Below are 13,767 nucleotides of genomic sequence, written 5' to 3'. Positions count from 1 at the left end.
TTATAATTTTTTCTCTATTATTTATGTTGAATTATTGAATAGCCTTGAAAGCCTGATCGAGATCTTCTATGAGGTCTTCGTAATGTTCGGTACCGATACTCAAACGGATTGTTCCGTCAAAGATACCCTGTTCATTTGCTTCTTCCTCGCTAAGCTCAGAGTGAGTTGTGCTCTTTGGATGAACAATAAGAGATTTCACATCAGCAACGTTAGCAAGATTAGAGAAGATTTTAAGACTATCAATGAAATCCCATGCCTTTTGTTGACCACCTTCGATTTCGAATGTAAAGATTGAACCTGCACCTTCTGGGAAGTAGCGGTTGTACAAGTCATGATTTGGATGACTTTCCAATGAAGGGTGATTAATTTTCTTAACTAATGGTTGAGATTGTAGATATTCGATAATCTTCTTGGTGTTGAAGATATGGCGTTCTACACGAAGAGATAGTGTCTCAAGGCCTTGAAGTAATACCCATGCATTAAATGGAGAAATACTTGCACCTTCATCACGGAGCAATAATGCGCGAACACGTGTTGCGAATGGAGCAGGAAGTTCACCGAATTTTAAGCCATAGTATGAAGCGTCAGGCTGTGTAAAACCTGGGAATTTGTCATTCTGGAACCAATCGAATTTACCACCATCTACGATAACACCACCGAGAGATGTACCATGACCACCTATAAACTTAGTAGCAGAGTGTACAACGATATCAGCTCCGTGTTCCAATGGTCTAATTAAAAAAGGTGTACCAAAGGTGTTATCGATAACAACAGGAATTCCGTTCTTGTGAGCGATTTCTGCAGTTCGCTCGATGTCTGAGATATTTGAGTTTGGATTACCTAATGTCTCAATGAATACTAATTTGGTATTTGGCTTGATAGCAGCTTCTAACTCATCATAGTTATCTGGGTCTACGAAAGTTGTTTCGATACCATATCTAGTTAATGTGTGCTTGAGAAGATTATATGTACCACCATAAATAGTCTTAGTTGCTACTACATGGTCACCAGCGAATGCCAGGTTGGTAATTGCATAGGTTACGGCTGCTGCTCCAGAAGCTACAGCTAAAGCTCCAACACCACCTTCTAGAGCAGCTACTCGCTCTTCGAAGACACCTTGTGTTGTGTTTGTTAGACGACCATAAATATTACCTGCATCTTTCAGATGGAAACGGTCTGAAGCATGCTGAGCACTATGAAAAACATAAGAGGTAGTTTGGTAGATTGGCACTGCACGTGAGTCAGTTGTTGGATCTGCCTGTTCCTGGCCTACGTGAAGTTGAAGTGTCTCGAAGTGAAGTTTCTTTTCGTTGCTCATAATCTAGTCCTTTCTTTTATTTTTTTATTCTTTAATTTCTAGTTTTATTTTACGATTGCAAAGATAAGGCAAAAAATAGAGTAGGACAATAGCACAAAAAAGGCATTCTATATACCATATTTGTGGTATTTGGTATAAAATGCCTTATTTCATAGGGATTATTGAGCGTTATTCTGCTTTTTCGATGTCTTTTTTCGACTTAGATTTGATGACTAGCCATACTCCAGAAAATACGAGGATGATTGCTAATCCTTGGAAAATAGTGAACAATCCAAGTCCCATGCAGATGCTTACAGCTACAGAGACAATTGGTTGGATATAGTTGTATATACTTACGACAGTAGGACGTAGAACACGCTGTCCTATCATTGTTAGTATATAACCGATAAAGGTACCGAAAAATACCACATAGCCAGCTTCAAGCCAAGTTTGTAGTGGAGTAGTACTCCATTCTATTTGTGATACATGGTTTGCTGTAAATGGTAATAATAGGAATGAAGCCCATAGGAACATCCATTTATTAATGGTAAATACCGAGTATCTTTTTATAATAGGGCTGAATAGCGCTAGGTACAATGCAAATGACAGTTGGGCTGCAAGACATAATAAGTCACCTCTGGTGTCACCTACTTTAGTATTGATAGCGGTTGCACTAGAAGTGATGAGAATAAGAGCACCACTACATCCTAGAATTACTCCTACTGTTTTTTTCCAAGTTATTGGCTCTTTAAGAATGAAAAACGAGAGTATCATGGCAAAGATAGGCATGGATGTAGTCATGATGCTGGCATTCATAGGTGAGGTGATGCTTAAGCCGATCGTGTAGCAACACTGATTGCAAACTAAACCGAATATAGCTGCACCAGCAAACATAAGTTTGTCTTTCCAAGGTACATTTTCTTTTGGCGCAAAAATGGAAGCTATCCAAAATAGAATACATCCGCCTAAAACTCTGAATGATACCATGTCTATACCATCTAGACCATGGGTCATTGCATCTTTGGCTAATGGTGCCATGAGTCCCCAGAAGACTTCTGCACCAAACATACTTAAATGAGCAGTTAACGCTTTATTGTTTGTCATCTAAATGTTATTTATCTTTTTTACCTTAAAATCTGCTGCAAAGGTACTAAAAAGATGGGCTATAGCGGAATAATGTTTGCATTTTTTCAGAGAAATACATTTTGCAAGTCAGAAAAAATGTGTATGTTTGCATGAGAACAAAACAAAGAGACTATGCTAAAGTACGCTGATTACATACAGCAAATTGAGATTGATTCGCTCTGGAGTGGAACGAAGCATATTTTGTGGAACCTTGATCGACAGGTAAATATTCTGAGTGGAGTAAATGGTGTCGGTAAGAGTACTATTTTGACTAAGGTTATCAAGGGCTTAAGTTATGGAGGTGAGTTTCCTAGTCATATGCTTAAGGGTGTTCATCTTAAAGTGAGTCCTGTTGATGCAAAATGGATTCGTTATGATGTGATTCGCTCGTTTGATCGTCCCTTATTAAATTTGGAAACTATTAGTAAGATAGATCTGTCTATGGCGACGGAGATGGATTGGCAGATTTTTCAGTTACAGCGTAAGTATCTGGATTATCAAGTAAATATCGGTAATCGTATCATTCAAGTATTACAGAGTGGACAACCGGATGCTGCAGAACAAGCTCAGGCTTTAAGTGCACCGAAAAAGCTTTTCCAGGATATGATAGATGATTTGTTTAAAGAAACCGGCAAGAAAATTGTTCGTACAGAGAATGAAATAAAATTCTCTCAACTCGGTGAACTCTTGGAACCTTATCAGTTATCTAGTGGTGAAAAGCAGATGTTAGCTATTTTGTTAACTGTTTTGGTTGAAGATAATAATCCATACGTGCTTTTTATGGATGAGCCAGAGGTAAGCCTTCATTTTGAGTGGCAGAAACGTTTGATTGAGTTGGTTATGAAGTTGAATCCGAATGTGCAGTTAATCATGACTACACATAGTCCGGCTGTTGTCATGAACGGATGGGCAGACAAGGTGACAGAAGTAACTGATATTACAATTAATTAGGTGGAGGTTCTGCGTATGGGCAGTCGGTTAGTGGATAATATTACTTCAAAGTATATAGAGGCAGCTAATCAGTTGACTTCCAAGTCAGCTCGTCGGAGAATTGTTGCCTATGTAGAAAGTTATGATGATGTATATTTCTGGCGGACTATTCTTAGTCAGTTTGAAGATGAAACTCGATATTTTGAAGTGATGCTTCCTACTCGAGATAATACGCTTGAGCGAGGCAAAAAAGCAGCGATTACAAATATGAAAAAGGGATTAGGTAAAGATATGATAGCTTGTGTTGATGCAGACTATGATTATCTGAAATCGGGATATACCCAGTCTTCTCGCGAAATGCTAGATAGTCCCTATATTTTTCATACTTATGTTTATGCGATAGAAAATTTTCAGTGCTATGCTCCATCACTTCATAATGTGTGTGTGGCAGTAACGCTTAACGATTCACTGGATTTTGATTTTGTCGATTATTTTTCTCGTTTTTCCAAAATTATCTATCCGTTGTTTGTATGGAATATTTCGTTGGCTTGTAGCTCTTATTTTAATGCATTTACGATGTCAGACTTTAATAGTGTAATAGAGATGAGGCATCTGCATAACAAGAATCCATGGAGTCTTTTAGATCGTTTGGAGGAGAAAGTCCGTGCTCGTGTACATGTCTTAGAACAAAATTATCCGGATGTGGCAGGACAGTGGAAGTTAACGGAAGAGCGTTTACGTAATTTGGGAGTTTCACCCGAAAATACATATCTTTATATACAAGGTCATCATTTATTTGATAAGTTTACTTCTCCATTATTAAATAAAATATGTAGTCATTTGGTGGAGCAGCGTTTACGAGAAATTGATGAGCAGAGCATACACAGTGCACAGAAGGAGACAGAGATGACGTGTTATGAGAATAGTGTGCTGCCGATAAAGGCCATGTTGAAAAAAAACTTAGGCTTTGTTTTTGCTCCTCAATATAAACAAATTGTTAATGATTTGGCAAAATATATAGAAGAAACCTCTTGATAAAATAAAAAGTCGACTGGTCAATGGACCAATCGACTTTTTGTTGCATCTTATTATAATTAGATATAAGTTTCAAGAAATTTAATTGTTCCGCTAACAGTAATCGTTTCTGTTGTAGCAGGGTAGAGAATTGATTCTCCTTCACGCAGAGTTACCTCATTGCCTTCGTTATCCTTTAGGATACCTTCACCCTTAATGCCTATAAGAATAACAAAACTGTCAAGTTCAGAATAATCAAGAGTCATCGGCTCATCCAAATCATATACAGAGGTAGTGAAGAATGGACAGTTTACCATATTTACGCCTTTATTTTTCTCCGGTGTATATTCAGTTCGGTAGTTGCTCTCTACATGATAATCGATACATTCTGCAGCTTGTTGGGTGTGAAGTTGACGATAGTTGCCATTTTTGTCTTTACGTTTGAAGTCATAGATACGATAGGTAACATCACTAGTCTGCTGTATTTCTGCTAAGAAGCATCCTGCACCAATACTGTGAATGCGTCCTGCAGGCAAAAAGAAACAGTCTCCTTCCTTCACTTGATACTCAGCGATAGCATCTGTAATCGTGTCGTTATCTACCATTTCCTTATATTCCTCTGGAGTAATCTTATTTTTCAGACCACTTCTCAGTTTTGCGTCAGGTTCACCATCCATAATGTACCACATCTCTGTTTTTCCACGTTCCTTGCCTTGGCGCTTTGCGATTTCGTCAGAAGGATGAACTTGAATGGATAGCTGTTGACGAGCATCGATAAATTTAATTAAAAGTGGAAATTCATTGCCAAAGCGAGCATAATTTTCTTTGCCCAATAATTTGTCTTTTAATTGGGCAACAACATCGTTGAGTTTTACTCCTTGATATTCCCCAGCAGAAACGATAGATTCGTTATCCTTGACACCTGAAATTTCCCAACTTTCACCAACGTCTTTTTGATTACAGTCAAGGTGTTTGAAGGGAATGATTTTGTCACCACCCCAAAGGGTTGATTTCAAAAGGGGAGAAAATTTTAATGGTTTCATTTCGTATATTTTATTTAGGTTTTTTTTAGCGACCTCTCCAGAATTGTGGTGTGAAAATAACCAATACGGTGAATATTTCTAGACGTCCTACAAGCATCATGAGTGAGCATATCCATTTTGCAAAGTCTGGTAGGCTGCTCCAACTCATGGTTGGTCCAATAGGCATTCCAAGCGAAGGTCCCACATTGCCAATAGCACTCAATGTAATAGTTGTGGAGTTCACATAGTCGATACCCGCAGCTGTCATTACAAAGGATGATATCATGAAAAGAATAATATAAGTTGCCAGATAGGCTAATAACGTTACGCGTTTTTGATTGGGAACATTTGTTCCATCAACTTTTAGTGGTAGTACGGCATTAGGATGGAGTATCTGCTTGAGTTCGTTGCGGATAATCTTGAGTATCATGACACCACGAATGCTCTTGAAACCACCGGCAGTACTTCCGGAAGATCCACCTAAGAACATACATACGGCTAGAGCTATCCAGGTAACATGCGGCCATGTACCTGCATTATCGTTGAATAGACCTGTTGTTGTTATAAATGACACCACTTGGAAAAGTCCACAACGTATAGCATATTCAAGATGATAATGATTTCTAATAATCAGTTCTACCGCAATGAATGTTGAAAAAAACAGGATGGAGAATAAATATAGTCTGAATTCTGAATTTTTCCATAGTTCCTTGAATCTCAACTTAGAAAGAGAAAAGTAGAGTAAGGTAAAGTTTGTTCCTGATAAGAACGTGAATATGATACAGACGTACTCTATAGTCTTAGAATTGAAAAATTCAATACTGGTGTCATGAGTAGCAAAACCACCGGTAGCTGTTGTTGTCATGGCGTAATTGATACTGTCGAAAACATTCATTCCGCCGATGTAATAGCCTAATGTGCATCCGATGGTCAAGATAATGTAGACTAACCAAATCCATTTAGCACTGGTAGATAGTCGAGGATGCAATTTTGATTTAATCGGTCCCGTAGCTTCTGCAGCAAAGATTCTTACGTTTCCTCCCACAAGTGAAGGGAGTAAGGCTATGGTGAAGAAAACAATACCTAAACCTCCTATCCATTGACTTAGCGACCGCCAGAATAGCAGACCATGTGGCAGTATCTCTACGGAGTCAATGATGGTTGCTCCTGTTGTAGTAAATCCAGACATCGTCTCGAAATAAGCATCTGTAAAATTAGCAATGTAACCACTAATCATAAATGGTAGGGTGCCAAAAAGACTAAAAACAACCCAAGTAAGAGCCACAACCAGATAAGCTTCTCTTCTTGATAAGTTGTTGGATGCTTCTTTTCTGCCTAAAATCTTTAGGATAAATCCTGCTAATACTGTAGTAATCGTAGAAACAACAAAAGCAAGAGAGTCGTCTTCACGATAGCAAAAGGATAAGATCGTGCAGTAGAACATTAAGGTTGCTTCTAGAAAAAGCAACTGTCCTATGACCTTATATATAATTTTCCAGTTGATCATGAAATGAAATATTTTTCGATCTTCTTCATATTGATATTATGACAAAATACCATGACAGAGTCTCCTGGCATAATCTGTGTATTACCCGAAACAAGCATACCCTCACCTTGGCGTACTAGGCCACCGATAGTAACGCCTATCGGCATTCCTAAATCTTTAACAGGGTGTTTGGTTACTTTAGCGCCTTCCTGAACGATAAACTCGGCCACATCGGCATTTGCAGAGTCTAAAAATCTTACATTCATAACGTCTGCATCTAACATCATCTGGTAGATGCGGCTTGCAGCGATAGTTTTACGGTTGATAATGGTACCGATATCTAGATTTTCTGCCATGGCTACATAGTCCGTATTTTCTACCATAGCAACCGTTTTTCGCACACCAAGACGTTTAGCAGTAAGACATGCTAAGATATTGGTCTCAGCATTACCTGTTAGTGCCACAAAGGCTTGAGTATTTTTGATACCTTCTTCGATAAGAAGAGGAACATCTCGACCATCTCCATTGATTACCAGTACATTGTCGTCAAGAATATTGTTGAGTTCCTGACATCTTTGATTGTCGATTTCAATGATTTTTACCCCCATATAGTTTGGCATCGTCTTGATGGCTCTTACAGCAGTTTGGCCAGCTCCCATCACCATGACATTCTTCACATCAGCATAGTGTTCTTTGCCAACGATAGTACGGATATAAGGAATATAATTCTTGGTAGTCATGAAGTAAGCCATATCGAAGAGCTTTAGTTCATCATTACCGCCAGGAATAATAGTTTCACCTTGTCGTTTGATAGCAACAATATGGAAAGGATCATTTGGACCACAGATGTTTTTGAGTGGCTCGTTCAGAATCTCACATTCTTCACGAAGTTTGATGACAAGCATTACCAGGGCACCATCGTGTACATCCCATCGTTGGCGTACCCAGCTCATTTTCAGACCATTGTTGATATCTATAGCCGCAAGCATTTCTGGATAAATCAGAGAACTTACACCTAAATTATCAAAGAAAGCCTGTAGTTTTGGATCAGTAAATTCAGGGTTGTCAATCTTTGCAACCGTTTTTTTGGCTCCGAGAGCCTTTGCCATGATACAGCAGTTTAAGTTCAGTGCTTCGTCAGGTGTCACACCGATGTATAAGTCTGCATGTTCTACACCAGCTTCTTTCATGGCTTCGATAGAGCTTGGATTGGCCTCCATGGTCAGTAAGTCATATTCATCATTGATATGACTTAATCTATCCAAGTCCTCGTCCATCAATGTAATATCCTCATTGTTGCGGGATAATAGTTTTGCGAGGTGTATACCGATGGCATAAGCGCCAGCTATAATAATTTTCATTGTATAATTGCTTGCTTAATGCTTGTATTGTCTAATCCGACCAGTTCGCGTAGTTCATCTATCGTTCCATGTTCTACGAAATGGTCTGTTGGTAAACCCATTCTGATGATTTCAGGAGTGAAATGATGATCATCCATCCATTCCAATATAGCACTTCCCATGCCTCCATCTCTTACACCGTCTTCAATGGTGATGATACGTTTAAATTTTTTACCGATTTCTGTTAGCAGATTATTATCGAGTGGTTTCACGAATCGGATGTCATAATGAGCTACAGAAATATTTTTGGTTTCTTCGTCAGATTCAATTTCCTGAATCACTTTTTCCACATCGTTTCCGATAGGGCCTAAAGTAATAACGGCCACATCATTACCATCGTGGATGATTCGACCTGTACCTATCTTGATTTCCTCTAGAGGACATTTCCAGTCAAGGTGTTCACTGTTCCCTCTAGGATATCTGATAACAAAGGTGCCTTGGTTAGGTAGTTGAGCTGTGTACATCAGTCTGCGCAGTTCATGCTCATCCATAGGTGAAGCAATGGTAATATTAGGTACGGAGCGAAGCGCAGCAATATCGAATATACCATGATGGGTAGGACCGTCTTGACCTACTAACCCGGCGCGATCTAAACAAAGTACTACAGGGAGTTTCAGTATAGCGAGATCATGAATGACATTATCATATGCTCGTTGGCTAAATGCACTATAGATATTGCAGAAAGGTTGCAAACCATCTTTGGCCATACCTCCAGAGAAGGTTACAGCATGTCCCTCTGCAATGCCGACATCGAACACGCGATCAGGCATTTCTTTTTGCATGATATTCATAGAGCATCCTGTAGGCATAGCCGGTGTTACACCGACAATCTTTGCATTCTTTTGAGCAAGTTCCAATAAGGTTTCACCAAAAACTATCTGATATTTAGGAGGGGTATTCGAATCATCTTCTAGAATTCGTTTCCCTGTCTTAGGATCAAATTTTCCAGGAGCATGCCATATTGTAGCCGATTTCTCGGCAGGTTTATATCCTTTACCCTTAACAGTATGAAGATGGAGGAGCTTTGGCCCTTTCATATCTTTGATTTGCTGAAGTACTCTTACCACCTCTTCGATGTTATGGCCGTCAAAAGGTCCAAAGTATCGGATATTCATGCCTTCAAAGATATTTTGTTGATGAGCAAGTGCACTCTTTAGAGCATTGTTGAGTCTTATAATTCCTTTACGTCTGTCTTCATTTAAATATCCTTTGGCATGTAACCATTGGCTGGCTTTAAAGCGTAAGCGATTATAGGTTTCATTGGTATCTAGATTAAGCAGATATTTTTCCATACCTCCCACGGCACGGTCAATACTCATATCATTATCATTCAAAATGATGAGCATGTCGTTAGGAGTAGAAGACGCATTGTTAAGACCTTCAAAAGCCAGTCCTCCGCTCATAGAGCCATCACCGATGACAGCAACAACATGACGATTAGATTTACCTGTCTGTTTTGCTGCCACGGCCATACCAAGAGCTGCTGATATGGAGTTGGATGCGTGGCCACAAGTAAATGTATCATATTCGCTTTCAAAGGGTGTAGGGAATGGACAAATTCCATGAAGCTGTCTGTTGGTCTTGAATTTTTCTCGTCTTCCTGTAAGGATTTTATGGCCATAAGCCTGATGACCGACATCCCATACAATGCGATCTTCAGGAGTATTGAATACATAATGTAAGGCAACAGTTATCTCAACAACTCCAAGAGAAGATGCAAAATGTCCGGGGTTAACAGACACTTCTTCGATAATATCTTCACGGAGTTCCTGACAAACCTGAGGAAGCTGTTCTATTGTCAGCTTGCGAAGGTCTGAAGGATATTTGATCTGATTTAAAAGCCTATATTTGTTCTTATCCATTAAATGTTTCTACGTATAACGTTGCAAAGATACTTCAAAAAGAGGAGAGTGCAAAATAAATTTAAAGTAAATAGCAGAAAGTGAATAGAAACAAAAAGGGATTTCCATGTGGAAATCCCTTTCATAAATATAATAGTAGTGATGGAAATTATTTATTTTTCTGATAATATTCCAAGCCTAATTGTACATTTTTCTTAAGTGATTTACTTGTAAAAGTTGCACCAGAAACACCATCTACTTCCATTTTGGCAGCTTTCTTAACAGTTTTACCTTCATAATTGGCTAATAGTTTCTTTGCCATAGCCATATATTTTGGAGTCTCTTGATTTTTAAGAGCTTCAATTTTTATTACTTTATTTTTCTCAATATAGATTTTCAGAGGAGTAGCTCCGCGGAATCCACGTACCTTTTTACCTAGTAATTGTGTATTAACAATAGTTGTTTTACCTTCTTTGGTCATGATGCCGTCTGTAGGCATAGCACTTACAAAAATAGTAGCCATAGCAACTACGCAAGCGGCAGTCAAAGCTTTGATTTTTTTCATAAATTGTATTCCTTAAATAATTTGTGGGTGCAAATATACTTGCTTTTTCTAAACTTTTGTATTAGAGACGTTTTAAAATTGCAAAAGTTTAACGTAGTACGATGAGTTTTACTAGAAAATTGCTATATTTGCTATTGCCTAAATAGAATTACATGAAGATAAAACTGCGTCATAATACATTTATGCGTCTCATTGTTGGAAGTTTTTTATTAATAGGCTTTCCTGGGATGTGCTTTTTGTTAGTTTGGTTGATATGGGGAGTTGGCATAGCAATGATGTCAGTATTATTTCTGCTACTATTGGTTGTCTATGGTTTTATTTTTGGGTGGCGAAGGATAGTAGTGAGAAGGGCCGAATGCTTTTCGCCATTACTACCAAAAGTTTTTGATGGATATCGGGTACTTCAGTTGTCTGATATTCATATTGGAACTTTTCTTCAAAATCAGAAATTTATTCATCGTTTGGTAGACTGTGTAAATGCGCAGAAACCGGATATAATAGTTTTTACGGGTGATTTAGTGAATGTATCTGCTAATGAGGTTATTCCTTTCATGAAGACATTGAACAAAATGCATGCTACTGATGGCATTTTTTCGGTTATGGGAAATCATGATTATTGCGAGTATGGTGAGGATAAGAGTGTTGGGAATATTATTCGTAACCAGAATATTCTGCAGTATATGGAAGAAAAAATAGGTTGGAAATTACTTAATAATCAGAATGTGACAATTTCTCGGGGTGAGGGTCAAAGAAAGTCTGCTATTTATTTAATAGGTGTAGAGAATATTTCACGTCCTCCTTTTCCTAATTATGGCGATTTGAAACGTGCAATGGAAGGATTGGAAAAAGGAACATTCAAAATTTTATTGAGCCATGATCCTAGCCATTGGCGTCGTGGTGTGTTGCATCAAACAGATATTGCTCTAACGCTGAGTGGACATACTCATGCAGGTCAGGTAAAAATTGGTAAGTTTTCACCAGCAAAATGGGCATATAATGAGTGGGGAGGTAAATATACTGAAGGTGGTAGTATGCTTTATGTTTCATTGGGAATAGGGGGAACCGTTCCGTTTCGTTTTGGTGCTTGGCCTGAGATAAATGTAATAACTTTGCGAAGAAAAGAGAGTTAATTTTTGTCTATTTGCATGTTTTTTGTAATTTTGCATAACAAAAATTATGCAATGGAAGCGAGAAGAAAAGAAAGTATCTATCGTGCTATTCGTGATTATTTGATAATTACGATAGCTATGTTGATTGGAGTAGTTGGTCTTAACCTTTTTTTACTGCCTAATCATATTCCGATGGGGGGCATCATGGGTGTTGCTTCTATTATTTATTGGGGAACTGGTATTCCAGTACAGAATACGTATTTTATACTAAATGCCATTTTGATTGTGATGGCCTTGAAGGTTTTAGGATGGCGTTTTTGTGCCAAAACAATCTATGGTGTTGTCATATTTACTGTAGGCTCCTCAATATTTCAGTCGCTCATGGATCCTCAACTTCATCTGTTAGCCGATCAAAAATTTATGGCTTGTCTGGTAGGCGGAGTATTTATGGGTATCAGTGTTGGTCTTGGTCTTTCTGCTGGTGGTAGCACTGGTGGTTCGGATGTGATAGCCGCAATGGTTCATAAATATCGTGATGTGTCTTTAGGCCATATCATTCTTTTTTGCGATTTGACCATAATCACATCCAGTTATGTGGTGTTGAGAGATTGGGAGAAGGTACTTTATGGTTATGTCCTATTATTTATCATCTCTTATTGTGTTGACCATATTGTCAACTCTTTGCGGCAGAGTGTACAGTTTTTTATCATTTCTGATAAGTATCAAGAAATAGGTGAGGCAATTAATAAAATTGCAGATCGTGGTTGTTCTACATTGAATGGTAATGGCTTTTGGTCAAAGAAGGATATTAAGGTCATTTTCTGTATTGCTAAGCGGAGTGAGTCGAGATTTATCTTTGATTTGATAGATGAGATAGATCCGAATGCTTTTGTAGCTCAAAGCGCAGTTATAGGTGTGTATGGTCAGGGATTTGATCGGGTAAAAGGTCGTAAGAAGATCAGTCTTGATGAAATCAATGAGAAATTAAATAAAAATCCGCAGACTTCAAAGTGAAGCCTGCGGATTTTTATTTAATAAGGTAAGATTTCGCTTATACCAATGTAGCAACGATTTCTTCACGAGAGCCTGGGAGTAAGTCGATTACAGGAATCTCAGGCATAGTATAGCAACCTGGCTGCAAACGAGTAGTTGCACGAGCTACGCATACAAGAACTTGTGCAGTAAGTGCAGGGTTGTTGATACTCATATTGAATTCGAAACGTTGGTTCTGTGTTTTACCGCTGACACCCTTACGAATGAGGTTTACACCGTGACCCATATCGCGAACATCGTCAACGCTTTCTACAGCGAATACGTGGGTCTCATCATGTGCAAAATAAGGGTCTGCCTTGATAGCAGCTGTTACATCCTCTAGTTTAGCACCCTCTTCCAGTTCAACATATACCATACGGCGGTGGATACCCTCGCCCAATGGAATTGTTACAGAGAGAGCATTCTTAACACCTTCCTTACTGCGAACGCATACAGAGTGACCCATAGACATACCTGGACCAAAGTTGGTATAGCTTAGTCCCTTTGGTGCTAGTGCTTCAAGGAGAACACGTACTACAGAGTCTGATCCTGGATCCCAACCGGCAGCAATAACACTTACAGTGTTAGTTTTCTTGTTGTTCTCCATTTGCTTAGTGCGGTAGTCTAGAATAGAAGTGTGGATATCGAAACTGTCAACAGTATTAATACCTAATTCTACGATTTTAGCAGCTTGTTCTGGGCAAGAACGTGTAGGGAGGGCCAAAATAGCTACATCTACATTGTCCAATTTTGTAATATCATCTACTACAGGGTAAGCAGCCAATTCCGCTGGTTTATCTTTGTCACCTTGACGACGAACAACACCTGCGATTTCGAAATCCTTAGCGGCTTCAAGTGCTTCAATACTGTAGTGTCCGATATTGCCGTAACCTACAACGGCAGCTCTGATTTTTTTCATATAAAAAACGTTGTTTTAGTTTGACTT

At 38.7% G+C, this 13,767-nt stretch carries 12 protein-coding genes; 4 read left to right on the top strand and 8 right to left on the bottom strand.

The genetic code is table 11. The features are described from left to right. Positions 1–31: 31 nt before the first annotated feature. Positions 32–1,318 (bottom strand): O-acetylhomoserine aminocarboxypropyltransferase/cysteine synthase family protein, encoded by a 1,287-nt coding sequence (locus tag L6469_RS06550; protein WP_006281920.1) that lies wholly within the window; start codon positions 1,316–1,318, stop codon positions 32–34. A 168-nt stretch (positions 1,319–1,486) separates the two neighbouring features. After that, entirely contained in the window at positions 1,487–2,401 is a 915-nt protein-coding gene (locus tag L6469_RS06545; protein ID WP_074802853.1) for a DMT family transporter, read from the bottom strand. A gap of 153 nt (positions 2,402–2,554) precedes the next feature. Between L6469_RS06545 and L6469_RS06540 the strand changes: the two genes are divergently transcribed. Together L6469_RS06540 and L6469_RS06535 are read left to right on the top strand one after the other, a co-directional pair. Continuing rightward, complete coding sequence (locus L6469_RS06540) at positions 2,555–3,373, top strand: AAA family ATPase (protein WP_074802854.1); 819 nt, start codon at positions 2,555–2,557, stop codon at positions 3,371–3,373. A 15-nt stretch (positions 3,374–3,388) separates the two neighbouring features. Continuing rightward, positions 3,389–4,387, top strand: coding sequence for a DUF4435 domain-containing protein (locus tag L6469_RS06535; protein WP_006283041.1), 999 nt, complete (start codon positions 3,389–3,391; stop codon positions 4,385–4,387). A gap of 59 nt (positions 4,388–4,446) precedes the next feature. On the opposite strand, the gene L6469_RS06530 is transcribed toward L6469_RS06535, so the two are convergent. The 5 genes from L6469_RS06530 to L6469_RS06510 form a co-directional block, all read right to left on the bottom strand. Next, positions 4,447–5,409 (bottom strand): type I phosphomannose isomerase catalytic subunit, encoded by a 963-nt coding sequence (locus L6469_RS06530; RefSeq protein ID WP_006283040.1) that lies wholly within the window; start codon positions 5,407–5,409, stop codon positions 4,447–4,449. A gap of 25 nt (positions 5,410–5,434) precedes the next feature. Next, positions 5,435–6,895, bottom strand: a complete 1,461-nt coding sequence (locus L6469_RS06525) for a TrkH family potassium uptake protein (protein WP_006283039.1) — start codon at positions 6,893–6,895, stop codon at positions 5,435–5,437. Beyond that, positions 6,892–8,235 (bottom strand): Trk system potassium transporter TrkA, encoded by a 1,344-nt coding sequence (gene trkA, locus L6469_RS06520; RefSeq protein ID WP_006283038.1) that lies wholly within the window; start codon positions 8,233–8,235, stop codon positions 6,892–6,894. The genes L6469_RS06525 and trkA overlap by 4 nt, the downstream gene beginning before the upstream one ends. Next, positions 8,232–10,136, bottom strand: coding sequence for a 1-deoxy-D-xylulose-5-phosphate synthase (dxs, locus tag L6469_RS06515; protein ID WP_006283037.1), 1,905 nt, complete (start codon positions 10,134–10,136; stop codon positions 8,232–8,234). The genes trkA and dxs overlap by 4 nt, the downstream gene beginning before the upstream one ends. Positions 10,137–10,284: 148 nt before the next feature. Continuing rightward, positions 10,285–10,680 carry an FMN-binding protein gene (locus L6469_RS06510; RefSeq protein WP_006283036.1) on the bottom strand — a complete coding sequence of 132 codons (396 nt, stop codon included), beginning with the start codon at positions 10,678–10,680 and terminating at the stop codon, positions 10,285–10,287. 272 nt (positions 10,681–10,952) lie between these two features. Between L6469_RS06510 and L6469_RS06505 the strand changes: the two genes are divergently transcribed. Both L6469_RS06505 and L6469_RS06500 read left to right on the top strand, forming a co-directional pair. Further along, positions 10,953–11,810, top strand: coding sequence for a metallophosphoesterase (locus L6469_RS06505; RefSeq protein ID WP_223918682.1), 858 nt, complete (start codon positions 10,953–10,955; stop codon positions 11,808–11,810). Positions 11,811–11,861: 51 nt separating this feature from the next. After that, positions 11,862–12,803, top strand: a complete 942-nt coding sequence (locus tag L6469_RS06500) for a YitT family protein (RefSeq protein ID WP_006283034.1) — start codon at positions 11,862–11,864, stop codon at positions 12,801–12,803. Between the two features lie 37 nt (positions 12,804–12,840). On the opposite strand, the gene L6469_RS06495 is transcribed toward L6469_RS06500, so the two are convergent. Further along, the gene (locus L6469_RS06495) at positions 12,841–13,740 is read right to left on the bottom strand and encodes a diaminopimelate dehydrogenase (RefSeq protein ID WP_006283033.1); all 900 of its coding nucleotides are present in this window, start codon (positions 13,738–13,740) and stop codon (positions 12,841–12,843) included. Positions 13,741–13,767: the final 27 nt, after the last annotated feature.

This window comes from Segatella baroniae B14 (assembly GCF_022024235.1).
Taxonomy (GTDB): Bacteria; Bacteroidota; Bacteroidia; order Bacteroidales; family Bacteroidaceae; genus Prevotella; species Prevotella bryantii.
The sequence above is the reverse complement of the archived record's forward strand: the minus strand, read 5'-3'. Positions and strand labels throughout refer to the sequence as shown.

Coding starts and splice junctions, on each gene's coding strand:
- L6469_RS06550 (WP_006281920.1), bottom strand. CDS start 1,318: ATGAGCAACGAAAAGAAACTTCACTTCGAGACACTTCAACTTCACGTA.
- L6469_RS06545 (WP_074802853.1), bottom strand. CDS start 2,401: ATGACAAACAATAAAGCGTTAACTGCTCATTTAAGTATGTTTGGTGCA.
- L6469_RS06540 (WP_074802854.1), top strand. CDS start 2,555: ATGCTAAAGTACGCTGATTACATACAGCAAATTGAGATTGATTCGCTC.
- L6469_RS06535 (WP_006283041.1), top strand. CDS start 3,389: ATGGGCAGTCGGTTAGTGGATAATATTACTTCAAAGTATATAGAGGCA.
- L6469_RS06530 (WP_006283040.1), bottom strand. CDS start 5,409: ATGAAACCATTAAAATTTTCTCCCCTTTTGAAATCAACCCTTTGGGGT.
- L6469_RS06525 (WP_006283039.1), bottom strand. CDS start 6,895: ATGATCAACTGGAAAATTATATATAAGGTCATAGGACAGTTGCTTTTT.
- trkA (WP_006283038.1), bottom strand. CDS start 8,235: ATGAAAATTATTATAGCTGGCGCTTATGCCATCGGTATACACCTCGCA.
- dxs (WP_006283037.1), bottom strand. CDS start 10,136: ATGGATAAGAACAAATATAGGCTTTTAAATCAGATCAAATATCCTTCA.
- L6469_RS06510 (WP_006283036.1), bottom strand. CDS start 10,680: ATGAAAAAAATCAAAGCTTTGACTGCCGCTTGCGTAGTTGCTATGGCT.
- L6469_RS06505 (WP_223918682.1), top strand. CDS start 10,953: ATGATGTCAGTATTATTTCTGCTACTATTGGTTGTCTATGGTTTTATT.
- L6469_RS06500 (WP_006283034.1), top strand. CDS start 11,862: ATGGAAGCGAGAAGAAAAGAAAGTATCTATCGTGCTATTCGTGATTAT.
- L6469_RS06495 (WP_006283033.1), bottom strand. CDS start 13,740: ATGAAAAAAATCAGAGCTGCCGTTGTAGGTTACGGCAATATCGGACAC.